The organism is Peribacillus sp. NPDC097224, from assembly GCF_044761985.1.
Lineage (GTDB): Bacteria > Bacillota > Bacilli > Bacillales > DSM-1321 > Peribacillus.
Genome location: NZ_JBIWDK010000001.1, coordinates 108,816 through 133,057 on the forward strand (window position 1 = coordinate 108,816; position 24,242 = coordinate 133,057).

Consider the following 24,242-nt stretch of genomic DNA (forward strand, 5'->3'; position numbering starts at 1 on the left):
GGGACCTACCTATCTTATGAAAAAAATTGGAATTCTTGGCGGTACATTCAATCCTCCACATATCGGACATTTAATTATTGCTAATGAAGTGCTAGATGCTCTAGAGTTAGATGAAGTCAGATTTATGCCCAATCATGTTCCTCCCCATAAGGAAAAAACGGAGGAAGTTACCGATTTGGACAGGATGGCTATGCTTGAAGATGCTATAGCCGGGCATCCCTCTTTTTATATAGAAGGTATTGAAATTGAAAGAAAAGGCACATCCTATACACATGATACAATGAAATTGCTGAAAGAGCGTGAACCTGACACAGAATTCTTTTTCATCATTGGTGCGGATATGATCGAGTATTTACCTAAATGGCATCGTATTGACGAGCTAGTCAAGCTTGTGAACTTTGTCGGGGTGAAACGGCCGGGCTATAACGAAAAAACGGACTACCCTATTACGATGGTTCAAGTCCCACAGATGTTCATCTCCTCCTCCATGATCCGAAGGAAGTTAAGGACAGGGAAAACCGTGAAATACTTATTAGCCGATCCAGTGGTGAAGTATATAAAAGGGAATGACTTATATGAATCGTGAGGAAGCATTAGCGCTTGTCAGAGAACAAATCACCGAGCGTAGATATATTCATACTTTGGGCGTGGTCCAGTCTGCGATTGAACTTGCAGGACGATATGGTGCCGACGTCAAAAAGGCGGAACTCGCAGCCATTTTTCACGATTATGCAAAATTTCGTCCGAAAGAGGAAATGGAGCAAATCATCATCTCTGAAAAAATGGCACCGGACCTATTGGAATACAATATGGAGCTTTGGCATGCCCCGGTTGGTGCTTACCTGGTAGAAAAAGAGGCTGGGATCACCGATCGTGAAATACTTGATGCAATCGCCTATCACACGTCAGGCCGGGTGGGAATGAGCCTTTTGGATAAGGTCGTCTATCTTGCCGACTATATTGAACCAGGGCGTTCTTTTCCAGGGGTCGACGAAGTGAGGCAGACAGCCAAGGAAAACCTGGATCAGGCTGTCATACAGGCTTTGCGAAATACAGTGGCCTTTTTAATGAAAAGAAATCAGGCCATTTACCCTGATACATTTAAGACATATAATGATCTAATCATGAATTTGAAGGAGAAGATGTAATGACTGAACGTGAACTTCTAACAATTACAGCAAAAGCGGCGGACGATAAAAGAGCGGAAGATATCGTTGCCTTAAATATGAAGGGAATTTCCTTGGTGGCGGATTACTTTTTGATTTGTCATGGTAATTCCGAAAAACAAGTACAAGCCATCGCTCGTGAAATGAAGAGCAAAGCGGACGAAGCGGGCATCAATGTTAAGCGCCTTGAAGGTTTTGATGAAGCGAAATGGGTACTTGTTGACCTAGGTGATGTGGTTGCACACGTTTTCCATAAAGATGAAAGAAACTATTATAACCTTGAACGTCTATGGGGAGATGCACCTTTCGAAGATCTTGAGGGTGAACTGACTCAATGACGTACGAACGCTTTGCCTATGTATACGATGAATTAATGAAGGATGCTCCCTATGAAAAATGGTTGTTAATTCTGACGGCGAAGCTAGAGCAATATGGGATAGAAGGAAAGAAAGTACTGGATTTGGCCTGTGGTACCGGTGAGATTACCGTTGAACTGGCGCAGCATGGTTTTGATGTATCCGGTGTGGACTTATCTGATGAAATGCTGATGGTTGCCAATGAAAAAGCGGCGAAGCAAGGATTATCGATTCCTTTATTTCAGCAGGATATGGCAGAACTTGAAGGGCTTGGTCTATATGACTGTGTCACGATTTTTTGTGATTCGCTGAACTATCTTCGCGAGGAAGCGGATATTGTAAAAACGTTCAACCGGGTTCATGATCATTTGAAGGAAGGCGGATTATTCCTGTTCGATGTCCATTCGATTTATAAGATGGAAGAGATCTTTCACAATAATACGTTTGCCGTCAATGATGAAGAAGTCTCCTACATTTGGGACAGTTTCCCCGGGGAAGAACCATACAGTGTCGAGCATGACCTTAGCTTTTTTGTCAGGGACGACCAAAGCGGTTTATATGACCGTTTCGATGAATTACATTACCAGCGCACCTATCCGATTCAACAATACAAACAATGGTTGCAGCAAGCAGGATTCGAAACCCTCGAAATACTGGCGGACCTAGAAGAGAAACCGCCCGTTAACGAAACCGAACGAATCCTTTTTGTAGCCAGGAAATAATATGGGAAATAATAAGGGTCAGACCCCCTTTCGCACGGCGATGCACGAAAGGGGGTCAGACCCTTATTTTATTTTTTATTGGGAAGGAGTTTTGATTTTGGTTCTCGAATAGTTAGTAGGGATGGCCAAATTGTTTTTCTACTTCTTCAAGATCTTCTGCGAATTTTTCATGTGTTGCATGAAAAAGGTGATGAAACATCTCTCCGGTTTCTGCTTCTAAAACTTTGATTCCCTCACCTGTTATCCCGCCTTTTACACACACCTTTTCCTGTAAGGTCGGTAAGGTGTAAATGCCTTTACCCAGCAGTTCCCCCAATCCTATCAACATGTTCTCCGTTAAAATCGTTGCCGTTTTTTTATCGATTTTCGTCGTGTCTACTGCCCCTTCAATAAATGCCTGTGCTAAATAGCTAAAGAATGCAGGGCCACAGCTGACGATGTCAGAGGCTACACGGGTGATGTCATTATCGATGATGGTTGGCTCTGAGATGGATGAGGCAAGCTTCTGTAGCGACTCCTGCATCTCCTTGCTGCACGTTTCACTGAAGCTCAGTAACGATACCCCTGAACCGACCCGGTTCGTTATGCTGGGAATAAAGCGTGCGCATGGCCCCTTAACTTCTGCTTCAAGCTGAGAGACAGAGAGAGGGCTTGTGATGGATATGAGTAATTGTTCCTTTTTTATATGATGTTTGATGCCCTGCAATAGGCTATGGATTTGTAAAGGTTTTACGCAGAGAAAGATAAAATCAGCTTGATGGACGACTTCAACTGCACTTGCCGCCAATTGGATGCCAGGATGCTTTTCCTTCAATACAGAGGCTTTGGAAAGCGTTCGATTGGTAATGATTAAATCCTTTGGCTTCAATACCTCCGCTTCAAGCCACGATTCTATTAGAATCGTCCCCATATTTCCGGTACCGATCACACCGATTTTCTTCATGACTACAACTCCCTTCAAAGAAGCACAACTTCTCAATAAACACTATGGCTGTTTACCCTGTCCTATGACAATGGAATGATGAAATGATACGGAAGGAGCTCAATTAATTATGGAGACAATCCTCAAAAAGAAACTAACAGTGGTAGCTGTTGCCATCATTATTGTGGTAATAGGTTTTTATCTTTTTTTTCAACCAGAAGACGAAACGGCTGGCACAGAAGATATCTTTGCCGCTTCCGCAAACGAAGAGATGGAAGAAGTAACGAAGCCAGAGGCCGAATCGGAACCCAGAATTATGAAAGTCGATGTGAAGGGGGCCGTCCGGGCTCCCGGTGTATTTACGGCACAAGCTGGCGATAGGGTAATCGACTTGATTACCGAAGCAGGCAGTTTCACGGATAAGGCTGATAAGGATAAAGTAAACTTGGCACAGCTTGTGGAGGACCAAATGGTCATTTACGTACCGAAGATAGGCGAAGAAGATGTAGAGGGTCCTGCGAATGTTGCTGCCGCTCCAACTAGTTCCATAGCTTCTGAAGGGGCAGCTGGTGGTACAGGAGGTCAAGTGAACTTGAATGCAGCCACACAAGCGGACTTAGAAACGCTTTCTGGAATCGGTCCGTCAAAAGCCACAGCCATCCTTGAATATAGGGAGACAATCGGGAAATTCAAGCAGGTAGAGGATTTGAAGAACGTTTCTGGTATCGGGGATAAAACGTTTGAAAAGTTAAAGGATTCGATTACGGTTCAATAAATAATGAGAATGGGTACACAAAAGGACGGGAAGAAGGTAAAATTGAAGAAAGAAATTTACTGAGTCAAAGGGGACGACAACACATGAATCGGATTAGCTGGGATCAATATTTCATGGCTCAAAGCCATTTGTTAGCGTTAAGAAGCACGTGTACTCGTCTAACTGTGGGGGCAACGATTGTGCGGGATAACCGGATTATTGCGGGTGGGTACAACGGCTCGATTGCGGGGGGCACCCATTGTATCGATGATGGCTGTTATGTCATCGATAATCATTGTGTCAGAACGATTCATGCTGAAATGAACGCGCTTTTACAATGTGCCAAATTTGGCGTGCCGACAGCGGGAGCAGAAATTTATGTGACGCATTTTCCGTGTTTACAATGCTGTAAATCGCTGATACAGGCCGGGATCAAGGCTGTTTACTATGCAGAGGATTACAAAAACCATCCTTATGCTATTGAATTGTTCGAACAGGCCGGAGTTAAGATGGAAAAGGTTGAAGCAAAAGGGGCCATCGACGTGAATGGCAAAGAGAAGCAGGATTTTGTTTTATCTTTGTTGAGTCAACTAGAACAAACCGGTCTCGGAAAAGAGGTAGTTTTGGACCTGGAAAAGCAGGCCAAGCGGTTATTTGATTAATAAATGAAAAGGAGGGTGGGCATGACCAGACACCTTCTTTTCTTAGCGGTTTCTGCCACATTGGGCATTACGGCCCATTCGAATTTAAGTATGAAGCTTTTAATCTGCATTTTGTTTTTCTTATGTTTTCTTTTTTACTGGAGCGGTGGAAAGTGGAAGGTCCTCATCCTTCATATTGTCATCATGGGGATCTTTATAAGCTCCGCTTCCATAACCGAAATTCGAAACAAGTCCATATATGATGGATCGGAAAGTCACTTCCTCGTAACATTTACTTCCCAGCCAAAACTCGATGGGAATTTGCTAAAAGGGTTCGTCACAAGTGAACAAGGCGAACAACTCCTCTTACGATATACAATCGCTTCCGAACAAGAAAAGGAAGGTTTAAATCAGCACTTGCGCACGGGAATATCCTGTCCGATACAGGGAAGTTTGCAGGTCCCTGAGCCACACCGTAATGAAAACAGCTTCGATTACCAGCAGTATCTTTCCCGTCAGAACACCCACTGGATAGTAAAAGCCGATTCGATCTCTTTTTCAAAATGTAAAATGTCAAAGGCTTCTCTTGTCGTCTCGATTCGCAATTTTCGGATGAAAGGGATTTCCTACATCAAAAAACACTTTCCTAAAGAATCGAGTGGCTTTGTCACAGCCCTGATTTTTGGAGATCAGAGTGAAATCAATGAAGAGTACCTTACCAATTACCAGCGGCTTGGTTTGGTGCATCTCTTGGCAATTTCGGGGCTTCATGTAAGCCTGTTAACGGGCATGTTATTTTATTTGGGAATTCGTATCGGCATCACCCGCGAAAGAATGGTCGTCCTCATCCTGGTCTTTTTGCCGATGTATACACTATTATCCGGCGGAAGTCCTTCTGTCATGCGTTCCTGTTTGATGGCCATGTTGTTCTTTATCCTGATGCTCTTTAAAAAAAGGCTGTCAGCGAGTGTCACAATTGGCGTCATTTATCTGATTTTGTTATTTCTTCAGCCAAACATGCTTTATAACATTGGCTTTCAGCTGTCCTTCGCTGTCACATTTTCCATCATCATGTCCTCGGGCATCTTCTTGCACTATCCCCAAAAGATCATGCAGCTCCTCATCATTAGCACAAGCTGTCAATTGGCGGCCCTCCCGATATTGCTTTTCCACTTTTACGAAGTTTCCCTCTTGGGTGTCTTGTTGAATGTCTTGTATGTACCTCTTTATTCCGTGATATTGCTTCCATTTTCATTAATAACGGTCGTTTTGAATTTTTTAGTGCCAGCTCTCGGCCACCCGCTCATAACACTCCTTAATGTGACCTTCACGCTCTGCAATCGTGCCGCCGACTTGGCTTCTGATTTTCCCCTGGCCTCGGTCTCGTTTGGTAAACCAGGCTTTATCATGCTATTGTTCCTACTTGTATCGATTTTGGGCTTGTTTGTGAATTGGGAGACTTCTTTTCGCGCAAGTAAAACTTGGTGGGGGATGTTCATTTTACTTTTACTTCTTCAATTCAATATTCAAAAGCTATCTCCCTTCGGTGAAGTGCAGATCATTGATATTGGCCAGGGTGACTCGATTTTGATTACCCTGCCGTTTAACGCCGGGAATTATTTAATTGATACAGGGGGGCAAATCACATTTCCACTGGAGGAATGGAAGAAGAAGCGAAAGACCCATAATACAGCAGAGGATACCATAATCCCGCTATTGAAAAGTAAAGGAATCCATCATTTGGACAAGCTGATTTTAACGCATGCGGATGCCGATCATATGGGGAGTGCAAAAAAGTTGATCGAGAATTTCAAGGTGGAGGAAGTAATTATTGGTAGCTGGGGCGAGGAGCAATATCGGGATAAAGACTTTATCCCGGTGGCCCGAGACAATGGCATAAGAATCAAGATGGTGAAAAAAGGCGACTCATGGAGCGTTGGGGAAGCTAAATTTTATGTGTTGAATCCCCACAAGAAAGAAGAAAATACGAATGAGGCCTCCGTTGTTTTGTATGCCGAGATTGGTGGGCTTTCCTGGGTTTTCACGGGTGATATGGGTGAACCGGGGGAAATGGAGCTCATCGATGCATTTCCACAACTACGGGCAGATATTTTGAAGGTGGGCCATCATGGAAGTAAAACATCTTCTTCGATCCCCTTCCTAGAGCAAATTCACCCTAAAGCTGCCATCATTTCCGTAGGAAAGGAGAATAGATATGGCCATCCACACGGCCAGGTGTTGGAGTCGATGAAAGCAAATAAAATCATGGTGTTCAGGACGGACGAAGATGGAGCCGTCATTTACAAATATACTAAAAAGGGAGGAACCTTTCGGAAGATTCTTCCATAGTATGTAGAAATCCAAAAGAAAGAGACTGCATCAGCAGCCTCCATCAGGGAAAAATAAGTGCATGAAAATTAGGATCCTACTGCTTTAACGACGACAGCAATGGTGAACATGGCAGCGAAAAATACAAATGAAGCGATGAATCCGATTGCGGAATCAGCGACGTCATCAGTCTTCGATTGGACATTCTTTTCGAATTCGTTCATTGTTTACCCCTCCTATTTCTGCTAATAGTATAAAACATTACCAAAAAAAAATCCACAGGTCACATTCTTCATTTCCTTTACTGACAAGAGTTGTCACAAATAGTTTGCTTAATTGAGGTCAAAATAAAAGTACAAACAAAGCAAGCACGTAATTGTTCTACATGAATGGTTATCGTTTTCAAGGAAGTTTTCCTAGGGCCTTTCTTGAGAGCGTTCATATAGATCCGGAACTAGACCTTAGGGGCTAGTTCCCTTTATAGCTTGTCAAATGGTTCCTCCCACTATACCATTAGAGAAGAATACATAAAAAAGAGGCGGATTCTATTGGTATTAGACGTTTGGAAGAATATAAAAAAAGGGCAATTCGCTCCCGTATATTTGGTATATGGAACAGAAGCCTATTTAATTAATGAAACGAAGCAACTCTTGATAGAGCATGTCCTTCATGAAGATGAAATGGATTTTAACTTTTCTCAATTTGATTTAGAGGAGACGCCAGTCGAAACGGCTCTTGAAGACGTGGAGACCCTCCCTTTCATTGGGGAAAGGCGTCTTGTTTTCATGCAGAACCCATTTTTCCTGACAGCGGAAAAATCAAAGTCCAAGGTGGAACATAATGTGAAAAGATTAGAAGCCTACCTCTCGGACCCTGTTCCTTATTCCATTGTGGTCTTGACGGCCCCTTACGAGAAGCTGGACGAGCGGAAAAAAATCACCAAGGAACTGAAGCGTAAGGCCGTCCTCATTGAGGCGAAGAAGCTGGGCGACCGTGAGCTTAAGGTATGGGTCAAAGAACGGGTCGCAGAATATCAGGTGCAGATCGATGATCAAGCCACGGAACTCCTATTGGAGCTTGCGGGTACAAACTTGATGATGCTGACGAACGAACTGGATAAAATGGCATTGTATGTAGAAGATGAGAAGCGGATAACGACGGAAGTTGTCGAAAAGTTAGTGGCTAAATCGCTTGAACAGAATATCTTTACCCTGGTTGATTCGGTCTTGCAACGAAAAATGGAAAGTGCCATGACCATTCTCCATGATTTACTTCGGCAAAATGAAGAGCCCATTAAGATTTTGAGTGTGATGGCTGGACAAGTGAGGCTCATGTATCAAGTGAAGGAACTATCTCGACAAGGGTATAGTCAGCAAAAAATCGCGGGACAATTGAGGGTGCATCCATACAGGGTGAAACTGGCCCTTGAAAAGACAGGCAAATTTCAGGAGAAAGAGCTGCTTAGCATTATAGATGACTTGGCTGAGGCGGATTATCGGATGAAAACTGGTCAGGCTGATAAAGCAATCACTTTAGAATTACTACTACTGAAATTCAGATGAAGGCTTAAAGGGGAGGGGATGGAATGATTCTTTCCCCTTTTTGGGCATAAAAAAAACGACCCGGAAGGTCGTTTCGTTTTCATTAAGCGTTAAGAGCGTTAAGTCTTTTCGCTAAACGAGATTTTTTACGGGCTGCCGCATTTTTATGGATTAATCCTTTAGATGCAGCTTTGTCTAATTTTACAGCAGCTGTTAAAAGAGCTTCTTTAGCAGCTTCAACGTTTTCTCCAGCTAAAGCAACTTCAGCGTTTTTCACTGTAGTACGCATAGTAGATCGAACTGTAATGTTATGAACGCGTTTTGTGTCGTTAGTTTTCACACGTTTAATAGCAGATTTAATGTTTGGCATTCCGTTCACCTCCTACAAAGAAATCGAGATTATATGAACTCGACTTTTCAAATCCATATCAAATAGCACAAATGATATTCTATCAGACTGCTTAAGATTATGCAATACTCCAGATTGAGAATCGAAAAGTAATTATAATTTCTGAAATTAATTCATCTCGTCATAATGTATTGTACCAAAAAAATGAATAATACAAAAGCTAAAATGAAAGAATGTTTAAGAGAGATGATTAAAATACTAGATTTGACTCATATAAACAGCAGGAGGCGCTATGGTGAAACATTTGGACCTAAGTAATTATAGTATTCGGACAGATCTGGCAATTGAAGCGAAAGAAATTGCCCTTGAAATGAAAGGTGTCGTCGAAGAGAAGGATGTCTCCCATATTGAAGGTGTGATCATTAAAGAAAAAGAAGTGGATGATTTGAAGATTTCCCTAGTTGAGGTCACGGCGGAAGGGGAAAAGGAGATTGGCAAGAAAGAGGGGAGTTACCTAACGATAGAGGTCCAAGGGATCCGCCAACAGGATACGGATACGCAGCAACGGGTGGAAAAGGTATTCGCCAACGAGTTAGCGTATTTTTTGAAAAGGAACAAGCTCACAAAGGAAAGCGGTTGCTTAGTCGTTGGTCTGGGTAACTGGAATGTCACCCCTGATGCACTCGGACCGGCTGTCATCGAAAACTTGGTCGTTACAAGACATTTATTCGAGCTGCAGCCGGAGTCGGTAAAGGAAGGATATCGTCCGGTCAGCGCAATTTCTCCCGGGGTGATGGGAATCACGGGGATCGAGACGAGTGACATCATCAAAGGCGTCATTGAAAAAAGCAAGCCGGATTTCCTTATCATTGTAGATGCCTTGGCGGCCCGTTCCATTGACCGGGTGAATTCAACCATTCAAATAACGGATACGGGCATCCATCCCGGTTCAGGGGTAGGGAACAAACGCAAAGAATTGAGCCAGGAAACATTAGGCGTCCCTGTTATCGCCATTGGGATCCCTACTGTCGTCGATGCCGTATCGATCACGAGCGACACAATCGATTATATCCTGAAGCATTTTGGCAAGGAACTGAAAGAAGGAGGTCGGCCTTCACGCGCCTTGGCCCCCGCTGGATTCAGCTTCGGAAAAAGGAAAAAGCTAAAAGATGAGGATATGCCAGGCGAGAAGGAACGAGAAACTTTCTTGGGAATGGTCGGTGTGCTTCCGGATGAAGAGAAGCGTAAATTGATTTATGAAGTACTCTCGCCACTAGGTCATAATTTAATGGTTACACCAAAGGAAGTCGATGTATTCATTGAAGATATGGCCAATCTGATAGCCAACGGTTTGAATGCGGCGTTACATGAATCAATCAATCAAGGTAATGCGGGCTTCTACACCCGCTAAACGGCATTAGTGCCCAAAAATGGTGTTCTACCCTCTCTAGCAAAGTCATAAGTATTAGTAGACAAGCTATAGAGAGGGTGGACGGATGAAAAGGAGAAAATCTCCAGGTATTATTACAGCTATTCACGGATCAACGATTGTAAAAACGTTTCTAGGTATCCTAGCCTTGCTTCTTTTTGTTTTTTCCGTCAGCGGGGTCATGACTTCATTACGGCCGGAATATCGCATTACCTCGAATTCCGTACATACTGTCGCTAACCAATTTTCAGGTAAAATGCTATTTTCGATGCTGGCCAATGAAAACCATTACTTCTTCAGTGCCTTGCCTGAAGGAAAAGAACAATCGATTGTCATGGAGCAGTTAGTAAAGCTTTCGACCAACATCTCAATGGAGGATCCCCGTAGTTTGCTAGGTCGGGAATTACCAGGGTTCTCGATTTTTGATAACGAGATCCTTGTCGCAGGTGAAGGAACGAACTATACGAATATGCCGTATGAATCTCCACCACCTTTAGAGGTGATGAATGATGAAAGAGATGCATCTCTGCAAAATCTGGATGAAATAGAAGAACCAGATAAGAAGACAACGCCCAATCAACCCAAGCAAACGACCAATGGCCGCAAGGTGGTAGAGATATATCATAGCCATAATCGGGAGTCCTACCTGCCTTATCTAAAGGGTGTCACCGACCCAGATCTTGCGTATCATTCTGAAATCAATATTACAAAACTCGGAACACGGATGACCGCCGATCTCGCGGATAAAGGTATAGGAGCCTCTCTAAATAAAACGGATGTGATGGGGAACTTGAATAGCAAGGGCTTGAATTTTGCAAAAGCGTACCAGGAATCACGTAAAACCGTTCAGACGGCAATGGCGAATAATAAGGATATAGAATATCTCATCGATATCCATCGTGATTCCAAAAGGAAAAAACATACGACGATCACCATTAATGGCAAACAATACGCCAAGATAGCTTTTGTTGTGGGAGGGGACAACCCGAATTATGAAAAAAATGCGGCACTTGCCAATAAAATGCATAAAGCGTTAGAAAAAAAATACCCTGGTATCTCGCGTGGGGTCATGAAACAGGGCGGGGCAAGAAATAATGGAGTTTACAATCAAGATTTGACGGGTAATGCAATGCTTTTGGAAATTGGAGGCGTCGATAATACATTCGAGGAAATGTATTTAACGGTCGACGCATTCACTGATGTGTTCAGCGAATTGTATTGGGATGCTAAGGCTGTGGATGGCATCAAGGGAGAATCGGAAGCAAAGTAATTTGGAAGGAGCCTCTATCATGGTTCGATTTTGGTTGAAATGCACGGGCGTTTTACTTATTTTGTTTTTAGGTGTACTTATCGGGATGCAGCAGGCAAACGACGGCATGAAAAAAATGAAAGGGTATGAAGACCCCGCTTTAAATAGTGCTTTCACCATTAACCAATCGGAGCAGGGAGAAATGGAAGCGGATATCCTTGGGCAAAAAGTGACGAGTCATGATATAGAGACGAAAAAAGAAAAGCTGGAGGAAATGAAAGCTTATAATTTTTTCTCCTCCCTTGGCAAGAGTCTGGGTGAAACCGTATCAGCAGCTTTTAACGCACTTTTTAATATGATTTAGTAGTAGGATAAGCCGGTAGAAAGTTCTAGAAAAAGGCTCCATTCAAATTGAATGCAGCCTTTTTTGCTATCTCCTTCTTCATAATGGACTGTCCTTGTAACTATTCTGTTGAATCTTGCATTTTCTATTGATATAATGAAAAATAGTGTATTGTGTCGACTATTGGGAGTGAACGTTATGAATAGAGAAGAGAAATTAAAAAGACAATCAAAGATTCGTAACTTTTCCATCATCGCTCATATTGATCATGGTAAATCAACATTGGCGGATCGTATCATAGAAAAGACGAACGCCATGACTCAACGTGAAATGAAGAGTCAATTGTTAGATTCTATGGACTTAGAGCGTGAGCGTGGAATTACGATTAAATTGAATGCGATTCAATTGAAATATAAGGCGAAAGATGGCGAAGAATATATCTTCCATCTTATCGATACACCGGGGCACGTAGATTTCACTTACGAGGTTTCACGAAGCCTTGCTGCGTGTGAAGGTGCAGTCCTTGTCGTGGATGCTGCTCAAGGCATCGAGGCCCAGACGCTTGCCAATGTTTATTTAGCATTGGACAATAACCTGGAAATTTTACCTGTCATCAATAAGATTGACTTGCCAAGTGCCGATCCTGAGCGGGTCCGTGGTGAAATCGAGGATGTAATCGGTCTTGATGCATCTGATGCGGTTTTATGCTCGGCTAAAGCTGGAATTGGAATCGAGGATATTTTAGAACAGGTCGTAGAATTGGTTCCGGCACCTCAGGGTGATCCGGACGGACCGTTTAAAGCACTTATTTTTGACTCCGTATTTGATGCTTATCGCGGTGTAGTAGCTTACATCCGGGTTGTTGAGGGTTCTATTAAAGTGGGCGATAAAATCAAGATGATGTCCACTGGCAAGGAATTTGATGTGACCGAATTGGGCGTCTTCAATCCGAAAGTCCAAATGCTTGATGAACTGACAGTGGGGGATGTAGGTTTCCTGACCGCAGCCATTAAGAATGTCAGTGATACGACTGTAGGGGATACGATTACGAGTGCCAATAATCCCGCGACAGAAGCCTTGCCTGGTTACCGGAAGATGAATCCGATGGTTTATTGCGGTTTATACCCGATTGATGCATCTAAATTCAATGATTTACGTGATGCTTTAGAAAAACTGGAGTTGAATGATTCAGCGTTGCAATTCGAGGCAGAGTCTTCTCAAGCGTTAGGATTTGGTTTCCGTTGTGGCTTCCTTGGCCTTCTTCATATGGAAATCATTCAAGAACGTATCGAGCGTGAATTCAAAATTGATTTAATCACGACAGCACCAAGTGTTATATATGACGTTATCCTTACAGATGGAACGTCCATAAAGGTGGATAATCCATCCAATATGCCGGATCCACAAAAAATCGAAAACGTCGAAGAACCTTATGTTAAGGCGACCATGATGGCACCAACAGAATTTACGGGAACCATCATGGAAATCTGCCAAAACAAACGTGGGAATTTCATCGATATGGAATACGTGGATGAAACGCGCGTAAGTATCCATTATGAGATTCCGTTGTCAGAAATCGTCTATGATTTCTTTGATCAATTGAAATCCAATACAAGAGGGTATGCTTCATTCGATTATGAGTTAATCGGATATAAGCCATCCAAACTTGTCAAAATGGATATCTTATTGAATGGCGAAACGGTCGATGCATTAAGTTTCATCGTCCATAAGGACTTTGCTTATGAACGTGGAAAAATCATCGTTGAAAAATTGAAGAAATTGATTCCAAGACAGCAATTCGAAGTGCCGATCCAAGCGGCTATCGGACAAAAAATCGTGGCCCGTTCTTCCATTAGTGCCATGCGTAAAAACGTATTGGCTAAATGTTACGGTGGCGATATTTCCCGTAAACGTAAATTGCTTGAAAAACAAAAACAAGGTAAAAAGCGGATGAAACAAGTTGGTTCCGTTGAAGTGCCACAAGAAGCCTTCATGGCTGTCCTGAAAATGGATGACACGACTCCAAAAAAATAAATGATAGTAGAAAAAAGAGGGTAGACAGGATCTAGCCTCTTTTTCTATCGGTCCATTCGATTAAATAAAGGTTGTGAACTTAATGATTAAAAGTGCTTACCTGCATATCCCGTTTTGTGAACATATTTGCCACTATTGTGATTTTAATAAAGTTTTCTTACAAGGGCAGCCCGTTGATGAATATTTACGGATGATGAAAAGGGAAATGGAAATGCAACTTGCTAAATATCCGACAACGGAACTGGATACGGTCTTTGTTGGTGGGGGAACACCCACCTCACTTGATGAAAAGCAGCTATCCTTCCTTTGTGAGGCCATCAATGAGACCCTCCCTTTCGATGCCAAACAGGCTGAGTATACGTTTGAAGCCAATCCCGGGGACCTTTCGAGAGAAAAGCTTGAAATCCTCTTTCAAGCAGGCGTGAATAGGCTAAGTTTTGGGGTACAAAGCTTTAATGACGAATTATTGAAGCGCATCGGCCGAACACATCGGGCATCCGAGGTGTATGAAACCATTCAGTTGGCTCAGGATGTGGGCTTCACCAATATTACGATTGACTTGATTTATGGATTACCGGGGCAAACTATGGAAGATTTCGAGGATACACTCGCGAAAGCCCTTGCCCTGCAACTTCCTCACTATTCCAGTTATTCCTTGATCGTCGAACCAAAGACGGTCTTTTACAATCAAATGCGTAAAGGCACATTGAATCTCCCTCCACAGGAACTAGAGGCTTCCATGTATGAGCGGCTGATGGAAGAGATGGAGAGGCATGGAATGCATCAATATGAAATCAGTAATTTTGCTCGCCCCGGTTTTGAAAGTAAGCATAATCTGACATACTGGGACAATAAAGAGTATTATGGCATCGGTGCTGGAGCTCATGGATATACGGGCGGCAAAAGAGTGGCCAATCATGGTCCGGTAAAAAAATACATCACTCCTTTGCTAAAAGGTGAATTGCCTGTTTTAGATGAACATCCTGTGCCACTCTATGAAAAAATGGAAGAAGAGATGTTTTTGGGGCTTCGGAAAACAAAAGGCGTCTCCCTAGAAACATTCAAAAGTAAATTTTCTGTAGAAATGAAGGAGATTTTCGGGGAATCGCTCGAAGAACAAATGAAAAAGGGGTTACTCACGATTGAGGACGGGTTCGTAAGCCTGACTGAGCGTGGCAAATTGCTTGGTAATGAAGTGTTTCAATCGTTTTTGGGAGTGGTTGATACGGATTGATGGAAATCTCTTGTCCTATAAACGGTAATTTAGCGGTTTTCATTATTGACATCATCAGCTTCATTTGATAATTTATTAGTATATTAGCACTCAGGAAGTTAGAGTGCTAACAGAGGTGATCATACATGCTAACTGATCGTCAATTATTGATTCTGCAAGTGATAATCGAGGATTTTATCCATTCAGCCCAGCCTGTCGGGTCGCGAAGCTTGTCGAAGAAAGATGAAATTACGTTCAGCTCGGCCACTATTCGCAATGAAATGTCTGATCTTGAAGAATTGGGTTTTTTAGAAAAAACTCATACATCTTCAGGAAGGGTTCCTTCTGAAAAAGGGTATAGATATTATGTGGATCATTTACTTTCTCCTCAAGCTCCAAAAAAGAATGAAATGAAATTGTTGAAATCCGTGTTCGTGGAGCGCATTTATGAACTGGAAAAGATTGTCCAAAAGTCAGCTAAGATACTCTCTGAATTGACGAATTACACGGCAATCGTTCTTGGCCCCAAAGTCAATGAACATAAGCTGAAAAAGATTCAAATCATTCCATTGAGTCCTGAAACGGCAATTGCAATCATCATCACTGACACAGGCCATGTTGAAAATCGAATGATTTCCCTGCCTCCTTCTTTCGATATCAATGAAATCGAGAAGGTAGTCAATATTTTAAATGCCCGGTTAGTGGATGTACCGCTTGTCGAGCTGAAGGATAAGATCTATAAGGAAGTGGCGGTCTTATTGAGCCATCACATCCATAATTATGGATCGGTCGTTTCCGTTCTTGCGGACACCCTCACGGATACGAAACCGGAAAAAATATTTTTCGGTGGTAAAACGAATATCTTGAGGCAGCCTGAGTTCCATGACATTGCAAAAGTCAGCACACTTTTATCCATGATCGAACAGGAACAAGGATTTTATGATCTCATTACGAAAAACCCATCTGGCATTCATGTCAAGATTGGCCGGGAAAATCAAAATACCGTCCTTGAAGATTGTAGTTTGATTACCGCGACGTATTCAATCGGGCAGGAACAAGTGGGCACCTTGGCAATATTGGGTCCAACTCGAATGGAATATTCGAGAGTAATAAGTCTCCTTTCTTTTTTCTCGAAGGATTTAACGACGTTGATGACAAAGCTGTATCAAAAATAGGAGCAAAGGTAATAGTAAGGTGGCGGTAAAAGGGTTACCACCGCCCAACCTATTACTTAAGCATAAATTTGTATAATCCTTTAGGGGAGGTGAGATTGTGGAAAATAAAAACAATGAACAGACATTAAATAATGAAACAATCGAGGAAAGCACGGAAGAAGCGATTTTTGCTGAAGAAGTGAATTCATCGGAAGAAACTCAGGAGGAAACTCCGGTAGAAAAAGATGAGCTACAGTTGGCTCAAGAAAAGATTCAGGAACTAGAAGCTAAAATCGAAGAAATGGATAACCGTTACCTTCGTTTGCAAGCTGATTTCGATAATTCTAGACGCCGTGCAAAGCTTGATATGGAAGCGGCTCAAAAATATAGAGTGCAAGATATTGCCGGGAATTTGGTCGAGGCTCTTGATAACTTTGAAAGAGCGACTAAAATTGAAGCGGATAATGAGCAAACAAAGTCCCTTCTTCAAGGCATGGAAATGGTCTATAAAGGCATTATTGGTGCATTGGCGAAAGAAGGCATCGAACCGATCAATTCTGTCGGTGAAGAATTCGATCCTCGTTTGCATCAAGCCGTCATGCAAGTTCAAGATGAGAACTTCGGTTCGAACATCGTTGTGGAAGAATTCCAAAAAGGATATCTTCTTAAGGACCGAGTGATTCGCCCGGCCATGGTAAAGGTAAACGAATAAAGAAATCATTACATATAAATATTGGGAGGTAGTGTAACAATGAGCAAAATTATTGGTATTGACTTAGGTACTACAAACTCTTGCGTATCTGTACTTGAAGGCGGGGAACCAAAAGTTATCCCGAATCCAGAAGGAAACCGTACAACACCTTCTGTTGTGGCATTTAAAAATGGGGAACGTCAAGTAGGGGAAGTGGCAAAACGCCAAGCAATTACGAACCCGAACACAATCATTTCCATTAAACGTCATATGGGTACTAACCATAAGGAAGTAATTGATGGAAAAGAATATTCACCGCAGGAAGTATCTGCAATCATCCTTCAATACTTGAAATCTTATGCTGAAGAATATCTTGGAGAAAAAGTAACAAAAGCGGTTATTACCGTGCCTGCTTACTTTAATGACGCTGAACGTCAAGCAACTAAAGACGCTGGTCAAATTGCTGGTCTTGAAGTGGAACGTATTATCAATGAACCTACAGCTGCAGCACTTGCTTATGGATTGGATAAAACGGAAGAAGACCAAACCATCCTTGTATTCGACCTTGGTGGCGGTACATTTGACGTATCCATCATGGAACTTGGAGACGGAGTATTCGAAGTACGTTCAACAGCTGGTGACAACCGCCTAGGTGGAGACGACTTCGACCAAGTAATCATTGATTATTTAGTAGAAGCATTCAAAAAAGAGAATGGCATCGATCTTTCTAAAGACAAAATGGCTGTTCAACGTTTGAAAGATGCAGCTGAAAAGGCGAAAAAAGACCTTTCAGGTGTAACTTCTACTCAAATTTCATTACCATTCATCACAGCTGGAGATGCTGGCCCACTTCACTTGGACGTAACGATGACTAGAGCTAAATTTGATGAGCTTTCATCAAGTCTTGTTGAACGTACGATGGGACCTACTCGTCAAGCATTGAAAGATGCTGGACTTTCAGCTTCAGAAATCGATAAAGTCATCCTTGTTGGTGGATCTACTCGTATTCCTGCAGTAGTGGAAGCAATCAAAAAGGAAATCGGTCAAGAACCTAGCAAAGGCGTTAACCCTGATGAAGTAGTAGCAATGGGTGCTGCTATTCAAGGTGGCGTGTTAACTGGAGACGTTAAAGACGTGGTTCTTTTAGACGTAACTCCACTTTCACTTGGAATTGAAACAATGGGCGGTGTATTCACTAAGTTAATCGACCGTAATACAACGATTCCGACAAGTAAATCTCAAGTGTTCTCAACAGCAGCAGATAACCAAACAGCTGTGGATATCCATGTTCTTCAAGGTGAACGTCCAATGTCAGCGGATAATAAAACGCTTGGCCGTTTCCAATTAAGCGATATTCCACCTGCACCACGTGGAATTCCTCAAGTAGAAGTAACATTCGATATTGATAAAAACGGTATTGTTAATGTTCGTGCAAAAGATCTTGGTACAAACAAAGAGCAAGCCATCACAATCAAATCATCTTCAGGTCTTTCTGATGAAGAAATCGAGCGTATGGTACGCGAAGCAGAAGAAAATGCCGATGCTGATAAACAACGTAAAGAAGAAGTGGAACTTCGTAATGAAGCCGACCAACTTGTCTTCCAAACGGAAAAAACGCTTAAAGATCTAGAAGGTAAAGTAGACGAAGCGGAAGTAACAAAAGCGAACGAAGCGAAGGATGAACTGAAAGCTGCAATCGAGAAAGATGAGCTTGAAGAAATCCGTACGAAAAAAGATGCTCTAAACGAAATCGTTCAAGCTTTAACTATGAAGCTTTACGAAGAAGCGGCTAAAGCACAGCAAGCTGCCCAAGAGGGTGCTGGTGAAGCTGGAGCTCAAGACGATAACGTCGTTGATGCAGAATTTACAGAAGTGAACGAAGACGAAAAAAATAAAAAGTAACCCTTTTGGGATGCTGAAATAGTGGGTAGTGAAATGCTGCCTGAAGTAGAAAAGTCAAAGTCAGGTTATCTTGGCTTTGGCTTTTTTTACAATGGATGGAGCTAAATATAGGAATGATAGGGCTATAAAGAGATGAAATGACAGTTTGAGGGGACATTCCCACTTCTTTTATGGATGGGTGTTCAAACTGTTTGTGCTTTTCTAGTTGATTATTATCTTCCTACAGTGATAATATAATCTTTATGTGAATCGAATCGGGAGTGGATTTAGATATGAGTAAACGCGATTATTATGAGGTGTTAGGCCTTTCGAAGAGTGCTTCGAAGGATGAAATCAAGAAAGCGTATCGAAAGCTCTCCAAACAATATCACCCTGATATTAATAAAGCAGACGATGCTGCGGATAAATTCAAGGAAATTAAGGAAGCTTACGAAGTATTAAGCGATGAACAGAAAAAAGCCCATTATGATCAATTTGGGCATACGGATCCGAATCAAGGCTTCGGTGGTGGTCAAGACTTTGGTGGTTTTGGCGGATTCGAAGATATTTTCAGTAGTTTCTTTGGTGGTGGAGGTCGTAGAAGAGATCCTAATGCACCTCGTCAAGGGGCCGATCTGCAATATACGATGACGCTTTCTTTTGAAGAAGCCGCATTTGGGAAAGATACAGAGATTGAAATTCCACGTGAAGAGAATTGTGATACATGTAAGGGCTCAGGTGCAAAGCCTGGTACAAAAGTCGAAAACTGTTCACACTGTCACGGAACTGGTCAGTTAAATGTTGAACAAAATACAGCTTTCGGGCGTATCGTTAACCGGAGAGCTTGTCACCATTGTCAAGGAACAGGTAAAATCATTCCGAATAAATGTTCAACGTGTAAAGGTGAAGGAAAAGTTCAAAAACGTAAAAAAATTCAAATCAAAGTACCTGCAGGTATCGATGACGGACAACAGCTTCGAGTTTCCGGTCAAGGGGAGCCTGGAATCAATGGTGGCCCATCCGGAGATCTATATGTAGTCTTCCATGTCCGTACTCATGAATTCTTTGAACGGGATGGCGATGATATTTATTGCGAAATGCCGATTACATTTGCCCAATCTGCGTTAGGAGACGAAATTGAAGTCCCAACCTTGCATGGCAAAGTTAAATTGAAGATTCCTGCCGGTACACAAACTGGTACGCGTTTCCGTTTAAAAGGAAAAGGCGTTTCGAATGTCAGGGGCTATGGACAAGGCGACCAGCATGTAATCGTATTGGTGGTCACTCCAAAGAAATTGACGGAAAAACAAAAAGAACTTCTTCGTGAGTTCAGCGAAATCAGTGGCCAATCAGGCATTGATGAACAAGAAGATGGCTTTTTCTCGAAGGTAAAGCGTGCTTTTAAAGATAGATGACTAAAAGTAAAAGAAGAGATCGGGAGTTGGTAGGTTATGAAGTGGTCTGAATTTGCAATCCACACAACAAATGAAGCGGTTGAACCTGTTTCAAATATCCTTCATGAGGCAGGTGCAAGCGGTGTTGTCATTGAGGATCCTCTTGAATTAGTCAAAGAACGTGAAAATGTCTTTGGCGAAATCTACCACCTGAACCCAGATGATTATCCGGACGAAGGTGTTTTGATCAAGGCGTACTTGCCGGTTAACAGCTTTCTTGGTGAAACGGTTGATGCTATTAAGGAATCCATCAATAATCTCCTGCAATTTGAAATAGACCTAGGGAAGAACCTTGTTTCAATCAGTGAAGTGAATGAGGAAGAATGGGCAACTGCCTGGAAGAAATATTATAATCCAGTCAAGATATCCGAGCGATTCACCATTGTCCCTACTTGGGAAGACTATACGCCAGTAAGCAGTGATGAATTGATCATAGAACTGGATCCGGGCATGGCATTCGGGACGGGTACCCACCCGACAACCGTCATGTGTATCCAAGCCCTCGAACGTACTGTTGTACCGGGTGATCTTGTGGTTGATGTTGGAACGGGTTCTGGAGTCTTGAGCATAGCGTCCGCATTGTTGGATGCAAAACGAGTTCAGGCACTTGATTTGGATGAAGTGGCTGTTCGGTCGGCCATTCAAAATGTTGAACTGAACAATGTTCAGGAAAAGGTCTCTGTTTCGCAAGGTAACTTATTGGATGGAGTAGATGAACGGGCGGATGTCGTAGTAGCCAATATTTTGGCCGAAGTGATTATGCGCTTTACGGACGATGTTGCGAAAATCGTGAAACCTGGTGGGCATTTCATTGCCTCTGGAATCATTCAACCTAAAAAACAAGATGTGAAGGAAGCGATTCAAGCTTCCGGATTCATAATTGTGGAAACCATCCAGATGGAAGATTGGGTTGCGTTCATTGCTAAAAGAAATGATTGAATGATGAGTTACTCTGATTATCTTATCCACAGGTAATCAGAGTACCTTTTTTTACGCTCAAACCTTGGCAAGGCACAAAGCATTCAAGGGAAGATGCCTTTGACTGCTTGCCTTTGAGTTTTTTTAGACTAGACGGAGTAGGTGGCACTGTGCAACGATATTTTCTTAATGAAATGGACTTTCAGGGACAAACCGTGACCATTACAGGTGATGATTTTCACCATATTGCCAGAGTCATGAGAATGGAACCTGGAGAGCGAATCATAACTGTAAAGGGCAGTGGCATGGCTGCAGTCACGGAAATCTCGGAAATTACGAGTGATACAGTTATAGGAAACATTTTAGAATGGAAGAATGAAGAAAAAGAACTTCCCGTCCAGGTGACGATAGCGAGCGGTCTGCCTAAAGGGGATAAGCTGGAGTATATCGTTCAAAAGGGGACGGAATTGGGCGCTTACAAGTTTATCCCTTTTATTGCGGCTCGTTCGGTGGTAAAATGGGACCACAAAAAGGTCGGCAAGAAACTAGAAAGACTCCAAAAGATTTCCAAGGAGGCGGCCGAGCAGTCCCACCGTACAGTTGTCCCTTCCGTGACCGAACCGATGTCAATCGCTCAAGTAACGGAGCTTGCTTCTGAATACGATCATTCATTAATCGCATTTGAAGAAGAGGCAAAGCGCGGTGAAACATCCGTGCTAGCGTCGGTGTTGGAAAACATCAGGGCTGGACAGTCGATTCTTTTCGTTTTTGGGCCTGAAGGGGGCCTAGCGGAAAAAGAAATCGAGAAATTAACATCTTCCGGTTTTGTAGCATGTGGACTTGGACCTAGAATATTAAGAACTGAAACAGCACCTTTATATGCACTTTCCGCTGTTTCTTATCATGTAGAACTTTTGAGGTGATGAAAAATGGCAACGGTCGCTTTCCATACATTAGGCTGTAAAGTAAACCATTATGAAACAGAAGCTATTTGGCAATTATTTAAGACAGAAGGATATGACCGTGTTGAATTCGAAAACACATCGGATGTGTATGTCATCAATACGTGTACGGTAACGAATACGGGCGATAAGAAAAGCCGCCAGGTCATCCGTCGTGCTATCCGTAAAAACCCGAATGCCGTCATTGCAGTAACAGGATGTTACGCACAGACGTCGCCTGCTGAAATCATGGCAATCCCGGGCGTCGATATCGTGGTGGGCACACAGGACAGGGGAAAACTGTTAGCATACATCGAACAATTCAAGGTGGAACGCGAACCGATTAATGCAGTTGGAAACATTATGAAGAACCGTGTATACGAAGAATTGGATGTACCAGCTTTTACCGACAGAACCCGAGCTTCTTTAAAGATCCAGGAAGGTTGTAACAACTTCTGTACGTTTTGTATCATTCCATGGGCACGTGGTTTAATGCGTTCCCGTGATCCAAAGGAAGTTATCCATCAAGCTGAACAGCTTGTCGAAGCAGGGTATAAGGAACTTGTGTTGACTGGTATTCATACAGGTGGTTATGGTGACGACTTGAAGGATTATAATTTAGCCATGCTCTTGCGTGATTTGGAAGAGGTCGAGGGACTTAAACGGATCCGCATATCTTCCATTGAAGCGAGTCAAATAACGGATGAAATCATTGAAGTGCTTACGAAGTCCAAAAAAGTGGTTCGCCATTTGCATATTCCGATTCAATCAGGATCAGATACTGTGTTAAAACGGATGAGACGTAAATATACGATGGATTTCTTCGGGGACCGTATCGAAAAATTAAAAGTGGCGCTTCCTGGCCTTGCCGTTACATCTGATGTCATTGTAGGTTTCCCTGGAGAAACCGAAGAAGAATTCATGGAGACATATAATTTCATCAAGAAATATAAGTTCTCTGAATTACATGTATTCCCTTACTCGAAACGCACAGGGACACCAGCGGCACGCATGGATGATCAAGTGGATGAAGATGTGAAAAACGAACGTGTTCATCGCCTGATCTCTTTGTCCGATCAGCTGGCAAAAGAGTATGCTTCTCAATTCGAAGGAGAAGTACTGGAAGTGATTCCTGAAACACCATTGGAAAATGGGCTTTATGAGGGGTACTCCGATAATTATATGAAGGTTATTTTCCCGGCTACTGAAGAAATGGTTGGAGAAATCGTAAAAGTGAAAATTACACAATCCGGCTATCCACATAGTGAAGGACAGTTTGTTACGATTGTGAAAGATCTTCCATTACAACAAGCAGCTAATCTTTAAGACGGCGATTTATCGCTGTCTTTTTTTTCTTCTTTTTAGAGTGATAACGGAACATAAGGGTATAGTTTATATATATCGTCATTTTGAAATTATTATGGTATCATGAGAGGTACGGACAACTAGTTTTTTTTATGAATATTAAGGAGGATTACTAAATGACACAAAATGTAGCAGGTTTAATCGATCACACTTTATTAAAAGCGGATGCAACGAAAGAACAAATAAAAGTTTTATGTGAAGAAGCAAGAGAATATAAATTCGCATCAGTATGCGTGAACCCAACTTGGGTGAAGTATGCTAGTGAGTTATTGGAAGGTTCAGAGGTAAAGGTTTGTACGGTTATAGGTTTCCCTCTAGGAGCGTCCACTCCTGAAACTAAAGCCTTCGAAACAAAAGATGCCATCAGCAACGGTGCGCATGAAGTTGATATGGTAATCAACATCGGTGCTTTGAAGGACAAGGATGATGAATTGGTTGAGCGGGACATTCGTGCCGTTGTCGCAGCAGCGACTGGTAAGGCCCTTTCAAAGGTCATTATTGAAACATCATTATTGTCAGAGGAAGAAAAAGTGCGTGCTTGCGAAATAGCTGTTAAAGCGGGAACTGATTTTGTTAAAACTTCAACAGGATTCTCAACAGGTGGTGCTACGGTTGAAGATGTAGCGCTTATGAGAAAAACGGTTGGACCGAATATCGGCGTTAAAGCTTCAGGTGGGGTTCGTAACACGGGCGATGCTGAGAAGATCATTGAAGCAGGAGCATCTAGAATTGGTGCAAGTGCTGGTGTATCCATTGTAAAAGGCTTAACAGCTGATTCTGATTATTAATTT

The 24,242-nt window shown here is 42.5% G+C and carries 24 protein-coding genes; 21 read left to right on the forward strand and 3 right to left on the reverse strand.

Translation table 11 applies throughout. From position 1 onward, the window contains the following. Positions 1-16: 16 nt before the first annotated feature. The 4 genes from ACIQXR_RS00545 to ACIQXR_RS00560 are packed head-to-tail and all read left to right on the forward strand — an operon-like array spanning position 17 to position 2,244. Positions 17-586, forward strand: a complete 570-nt coding sequence (locus tag ACIQXR_RS00545; protein WP_402869641.1) for a nicotinate-nucleotide adenylyltransferase — start codon at positions 17-19, stop codon at positions 584-586. Beyond that, positions 576-1,148: a bis(5'-nucleosyl)-tetraphosphatase (symmetrical) YqeK gene (yqeK, locus tag ACIQXR_RS00550; protein ID WP_402869639.1), complete on the forward strand. Its 573-nt coding sequence runs from the start codon at positions 576-578 to the stop codon at positions 1,146-1,148. Before ACIQXR_RS00545 ends, yqeK begins: the two co-directional genes overlap by 11 nt. Beyond that, positions 1,148-1,504, forward strand: a complete 357-nt coding sequence (gene rsfS / locus ACIQXR_RS00555; RefSeq protein ID WP_402869637.1) for a ribosome silencing factor — start codon at positions 1,148-1,150, stop codon at positions 1,502-1,504. The genes yqeK and rsfS overlap by 1 nt, the downstream gene beginning before the upstream one ends. Beyond that, entirely contained in the window at positions 1,501-2,244 is a 744-nt protein-coding gene (locus tag ACIQXR_RS00560; protein ID WP_403079285.1) for a class I SAM-dependent DNA methyltransferase, read from the forward strand. The genes rsfS and ACIQXR_RS00560 overlap by 4 nt, the downstream gene beginning before the upstream one ends. A gap of 112 nt (positions 2,245-2,356) precedes the next feature. Here the strand turns inward: ACIQXR_RS00560 and comER are convergent, their stop codons facing one another. Beyond that, positions 2,357-3,187 (reverse strand): late competence protein ComER, encoded by an 831-nt coding sequence (comER, locus tag ACIQXR_RS00565; protein ID WP_402958376.1) that lies wholly within the window; start codon positions 3,185-3,187, stop codon positions 2,357-2,359. Between the two features lie 109 nt (positions 3,188-3,296). Here comER and ACIQXR_RS00570 point away from each other — a divergent pair, with 109 nt between their 5' ends. The 3 genes from ACIQXR_RS00570 to ACIQXR_RS00580 all read left to right on the forward strand — a co-directional run bounded on the left by ACIQXR_RS00570 (position 3,297) and on the right by ACIQXR_RS00580 (position 6,910). Beyond that, positions 3,297-3,941, forward strand: coding sequence for a helix-hairpin-helix domain-containing protein (locus tag ACIQXR_RS00570; protein WP_403079287.1), 645 nt, complete (start codon positions 3,297-3,299; stop codon positions 3,939-3,941). 83 nt (positions 3,942-4,024) lie between these two features. Continuing rightward, positions 4,025-4,582: a ComE operon protein 2 gene (locus ACIQXR_RS00575; RefSeq protein WP_402869629.1), complete on the forward strand. Its 558-nt coding sequence runs from the start codon at positions 4,025-4,027 to the stop codon at positions 4,580-4,582. Between the two features lie 21 nt (positions 4,583-4,603). After that, entirely contained in the window at positions 4,604-6,910 is a 2,307-nt protein-coding gene (locus ACIQXR_RS00580; RefSeq protein ID WP_403079289.1) for a DNA internalization-related competence protein ComEC/Rec2, read from the forward strand. A 68-nt stretch (positions 6,911-6,978) separates the two neighbouring features. Here the strand turns inward: ACIQXR_RS00580 and ACIQXR_RS00585 are convergent, their stop codons facing one another. Next, the gene (locus tag ACIQXR_RS00585) at positions 6,979-7,113 is read right to left on the reverse strand and encodes a YqzM family protein (RefSeq protein ID WP_402869625.1); all 135 of its coding nucleotides are present in this window, start codon (positions 7,111-7,113) and stop codon (positions 6,979-6,981) included. 324 nt (positions 7,114-7,437) lie between these two features. On the opposite strand from ACIQXR_RS00585, the gene holA reads away from it, so the two are divergent. After that, a complete protein-coding gene (holA, locus tag ACIQXR_RS00590; protein ID WP_403079291.1) occupies positions 7,438-8,451 on the forward strand; it encodes a DNA polymerase III subunit delta in 1,014 nt (337 codons plus the stop codon). An 82-nt stretch (positions 8,452-8,533) separates the two neighbouring features. On the opposite strand, the gene rpsT is transcribed toward holA, so the two are convergent. Next, positions 8,534-8,800, reverse strand: a complete 267-nt coding sequence (gene rpsT, locus ACIQXR_RS00595) for a 30S ribosomal protein S20 (protein WP_402869621.1) — start codon at positions 8,798-8,800, stop codon at positions 8,534-8,536. Positions 8,801-9,071: 271 nt separating this feature from the next. Here rpsT and gpr point away from each other — a divergent pair, with 271 nt between their 5' ends. The 13 genes from gpr (at position 9,072) to deoC (ending at position 24,239) form a co-directional block, all read left to right on the forward strand. Beyond that, positions 9,072-10,190 carry a GPR endopeptidase gene (gpr, locus tag ACIQXR_RS00600; protein WP_402869619.1) on the forward strand — a complete coding sequence of 373 codons (1,119 nt, stop codon included), beginning with the start codon at positions 9,072-9,074 and terminating at the stop codon, positions 10,188-10,190. 85 nt (positions 10,191-10,275) lie between these two features. After that, on the forward strand, positions 10,276-11,478 hold the full coding sequence (spoIIP, locus tag ACIQXR_RS00605; protein WP_402958387.1) for a stage II sporulation protein P: 1,203 nt from the start codon (positions 10,276-10,278) through the stop codon (positions 11,476-11,478). A gap of 19 nt (positions 11,479-11,497) precedes the next feature. Next, a complete protein-coding gene (locus ACIQXR_RS00610; RefSeq protein ID WP_402986315.1) occupies positions 11,498-11,821 on the forward strand; it encodes a YqxA family protein in 324 nt (107 codons plus the stop codon). A gap of 177 nt (positions 11,822-11,998) precedes the next feature. Continuing rightward, the gene (lepA, locus tag ACIQXR_RS00615; RefSeq protein ID WP_402869612.1) at positions 11,999-13,834 is read left to right on the forward strand and encodes a translation elongation factor 4; all 1,836 of its coding nucleotides are present in this window, start codon (positions 11,999-12,001) and stop codon (positions 13,832-13,834) included. 82 nt (positions 13,835-13,916) lie between these two features. Further along, positions 13,917-15,068, forward strand: a complete 1,152-nt coding sequence (hemW, locus tag ACIQXR_RS00620; protein WP_402986311.1) for a radical SAM family heme chaperone HemW — start codon at positions 13,917-13,919, stop codon at positions 15,066-15,068. Positions 15,069-15,193: 125 nt separating this feature from the next. Continuing rightward, positions 15,194-16,222 (forward strand): heat-inducible transcriptional repressor HrcA, encoded by a 1,029-nt coding sequence (gene hrcA, locus ACIQXR_RS00625; protein WP_402869608.1) that lies wholly within the window; start codon positions 15,194-15,196, stop codon positions 16,220-16,222. A 94-nt stretch (positions 16,223-16,316) separates the two neighbouring features. Then, the gene (gene grpE, locus ACIQXR_RS00630) at positions 16,317-16,913 is read left to right on the forward strand and encodes a nucleotide exchange factor GrpE (RefSeq protein ID WP_403079465.1); all 597 of its coding nucleotides are present in this window, start codon (positions 16,317-16,319) and stop codon (positions 16,911-16,913) included. A gap of 39 nt (positions 16,914-16,952) precedes the next feature. Beyond that, positions 16,953-18,794, forward strand: a complete 1,842-nt coding sequence (gene dnaK / locus ACIQXR_RS00635) for a molecular chaperone DnaK (protein WP_402869607.1) — start codon at positions 16,953-16,955, stop codon at positions 18,792-18,794. Positions 18,795-19,066: 272 nt separating this feature from the next. Then, on the forward strand, positions 19,067-20,188 hold the full coding sequence (dnaJ, locus tag ACIQXR_RS00640) for a molecular chaperone DnaJ (protein ID WP_402869605.1): 1,122 nt from the start codon (positions 19,067-19,069) through the stop codon (positions 20,186-20,188). A 36-nt stretch (positions 20,189-20,224) separates the two neighbouring features. Next, on the forward strand, positions 20,225-21,166 hold the full coding sequence (gene prmA, locus ACIQXR_RS00645) for a 50S ribosomal protein L11 methyltransferase (protein ID WP_402869603.1): 942 nt from the start codon (positions 20,225-20,227) through the stop codon (positions 21,164-21,166). Positions 21,167-21,315: 149 nt separating this feature from the next. Then, positions 21,316-22,068: a 16S rRNA (uracil(1498)-N(3))-methyltransferase gene (locus ACIQXR_RS00650; RefSeq protein WP_402958393.1), complete on the forward strand. Its 753-nt coding sequence runs from the start codon at positions 21,316-21,318 to the stop codon at positions 22,066-22,068. A 6-nt stretch (positions 22,069-22,074) separates the two neighbouring features. Further along, positions 22,075-23,412 carry a tRNA (N(6)-L-threonylcarbamoyladenosine(37)-C(2))-methylthiotransferase MtaB gene (gene mtaB / locus ACIQXR_RS00655; RefSeq protein ID WP_403079293.1) on the forward strand — a complete coding sequence of 446 codons (1,338 nt, stop codon included), beginning with the start codon at positions 22,075-22,077 and terminating at the stop codon, positions 23,410-23,412. 155 nt (positions 23,413-23,567) lie between these two features. Then, positions 23,568-24,239, forward strand: coding sequence for a deoxyribose-phosphate aldolase (gene deoC, locus ACIQXR_RS00660; RefSeq protein WP_403079295.1), 672 nt, complete (start codon positions 23,568-23,570; stop codon positions 24,237-24,239). The last annotated feature ends 3 nt before the right edge of the window (positions 24,240-24,242 follow it).

Bases quoted from the DNA above. Each gene is read 5' to 3' on its own strand.
- ACIQXR_RS00545 (WP_402869641.1), top strand. From the start codon at position 17: ATGAAAAAAATTGGAATTCTTGGCGGTACATTCAATCCTCCACATATC.
- yqeK (WP_402869639.1), top strand. From the start codon at position 576: ATGAATCGTGAGGAAGCATTAGCGCTTGTCAGAGAACAAATCACCGAG.
- rsfS (WP_402869637.1), top strand. From the start codon at position 1,148: ATGACTGAACGTGAACTTCTAACAATTACAGCAAAAGCGGCGGACGAT.
- ACIQXR_RS00560 (WP_403079285.1), top strand. From the start codon at position 1,501: ATGACGTACGAACGCTTTGCCTATGTATACGATGAATTAATGAAGGAT.
- comER (WP_402958376.1), bottom strand. From the start codon at position 3,187: ATGAAGAAAATCGGTGTGATCGGTACCGGAAATATGGGGACGATTCTA.
- ACIQXR_RS00570 (WP_403079287.1), top strand. From the start codon at position 3,297: ATGGAGACAATCCTCAAAAAGAAACTAACAGTGGTAGCTGTTGCCATC.
- ACIQXR_RS00575 (WP_402869629.1), top strand. From the start codon at position 4,025: ATGAATCGGATTAGCTGGGATCAATATTTCATGGCTCAAAGCCATTTG.
- ACIQXR_RS00580 (WP_403079289.1), top strand. From the start codon at position 4,604: ATGACCAGACACCTTCTTTTCTTAGCGGTTTCTGCCACATTGGGCATT.
- ACIQXR_RS00585 (WP_402869625.1), bottom strand. From the start codon at position 7,113: ATGAACGAATTCGAAAAGAATGTCCAATCGAAGACTGATGACGTCGCT.
- rpsT (WP_402869621.1), bottom strand. From the start codon at position 8,800: ATGCCAAACATTAAATCTGCTATTAAACGTGTGAAAACTAACGACACA.
- gpr (WP_402869619.1), top strand. From the start codon at position 9,072: ATGGTGAAACATTTGGACCTAAGTAATTATAGTATTCGGACAGATCTG.
- spoIIP (WP_402958387.1), top strand. From the start codon at position 10,276: ATGAAAAGGAGAAAATCTCCAGGTATTATTACAGCTATTCACGGATCA.
- ACIQXR_RS00610 (WP_402986315.1), top strand. From the start codon at position 11,498: ATGGTTCGATTTTGGTTGAAATGCACGGGCGTTTTACTTATTTTGTTT.
- lepA (WP_402869612.1), top strand. From the start codon at position 11,999: ATGAATAGAGAAGAGAAATTAAAAAGACAATCAAAGATTCGTAACTTT.
- hemW (WP_402986311.1), top strand. From the start codon at position 13,917: ATGATTAAAAGTGCTTACCTGCATATCCCGTTTTGTGAACATATTTGC.
- hrcA (WP_402869608.1), top strand. From the start codon at position 15,194: ATGCTAACTGATCGTCAATTATTGATTCTGCAAGTGATAATCGAGGAT.
- dnaK (WP_402869607.1), top strand. From the start codon at position 16,953: ATGAGCAAAATTATTGGTATTGACTTAGGTACTACAAACTCTTGCGTA.
- dnaJ (WP_402869605.1), top strand. From the start codon at position 19,067: ATGAGTAAACGCGATTATTATGAGGTGTTAGGCCTTTCGAAGAGTGCT.
- prmA (WP_402869603.1), top strand. From the start codon at position 20,225: ATGAAGTGGTCTGAATTTGCAATCCACACAACAAATGAAGCGGTTGAA.
- mtaB (WP_403079293.1), top strand. From the start codon at position 22,075: ATGGCAACGGTCGCTTTCCATACATTAGGCTGTAAAGTAAACCATTAT.
- deoC (WP_403079295.1), top strand. From the start codon at position 23,568: ATGACACAAAATGTAGCAGGTTTAATCGATCACACTTTATTAAAAGCG.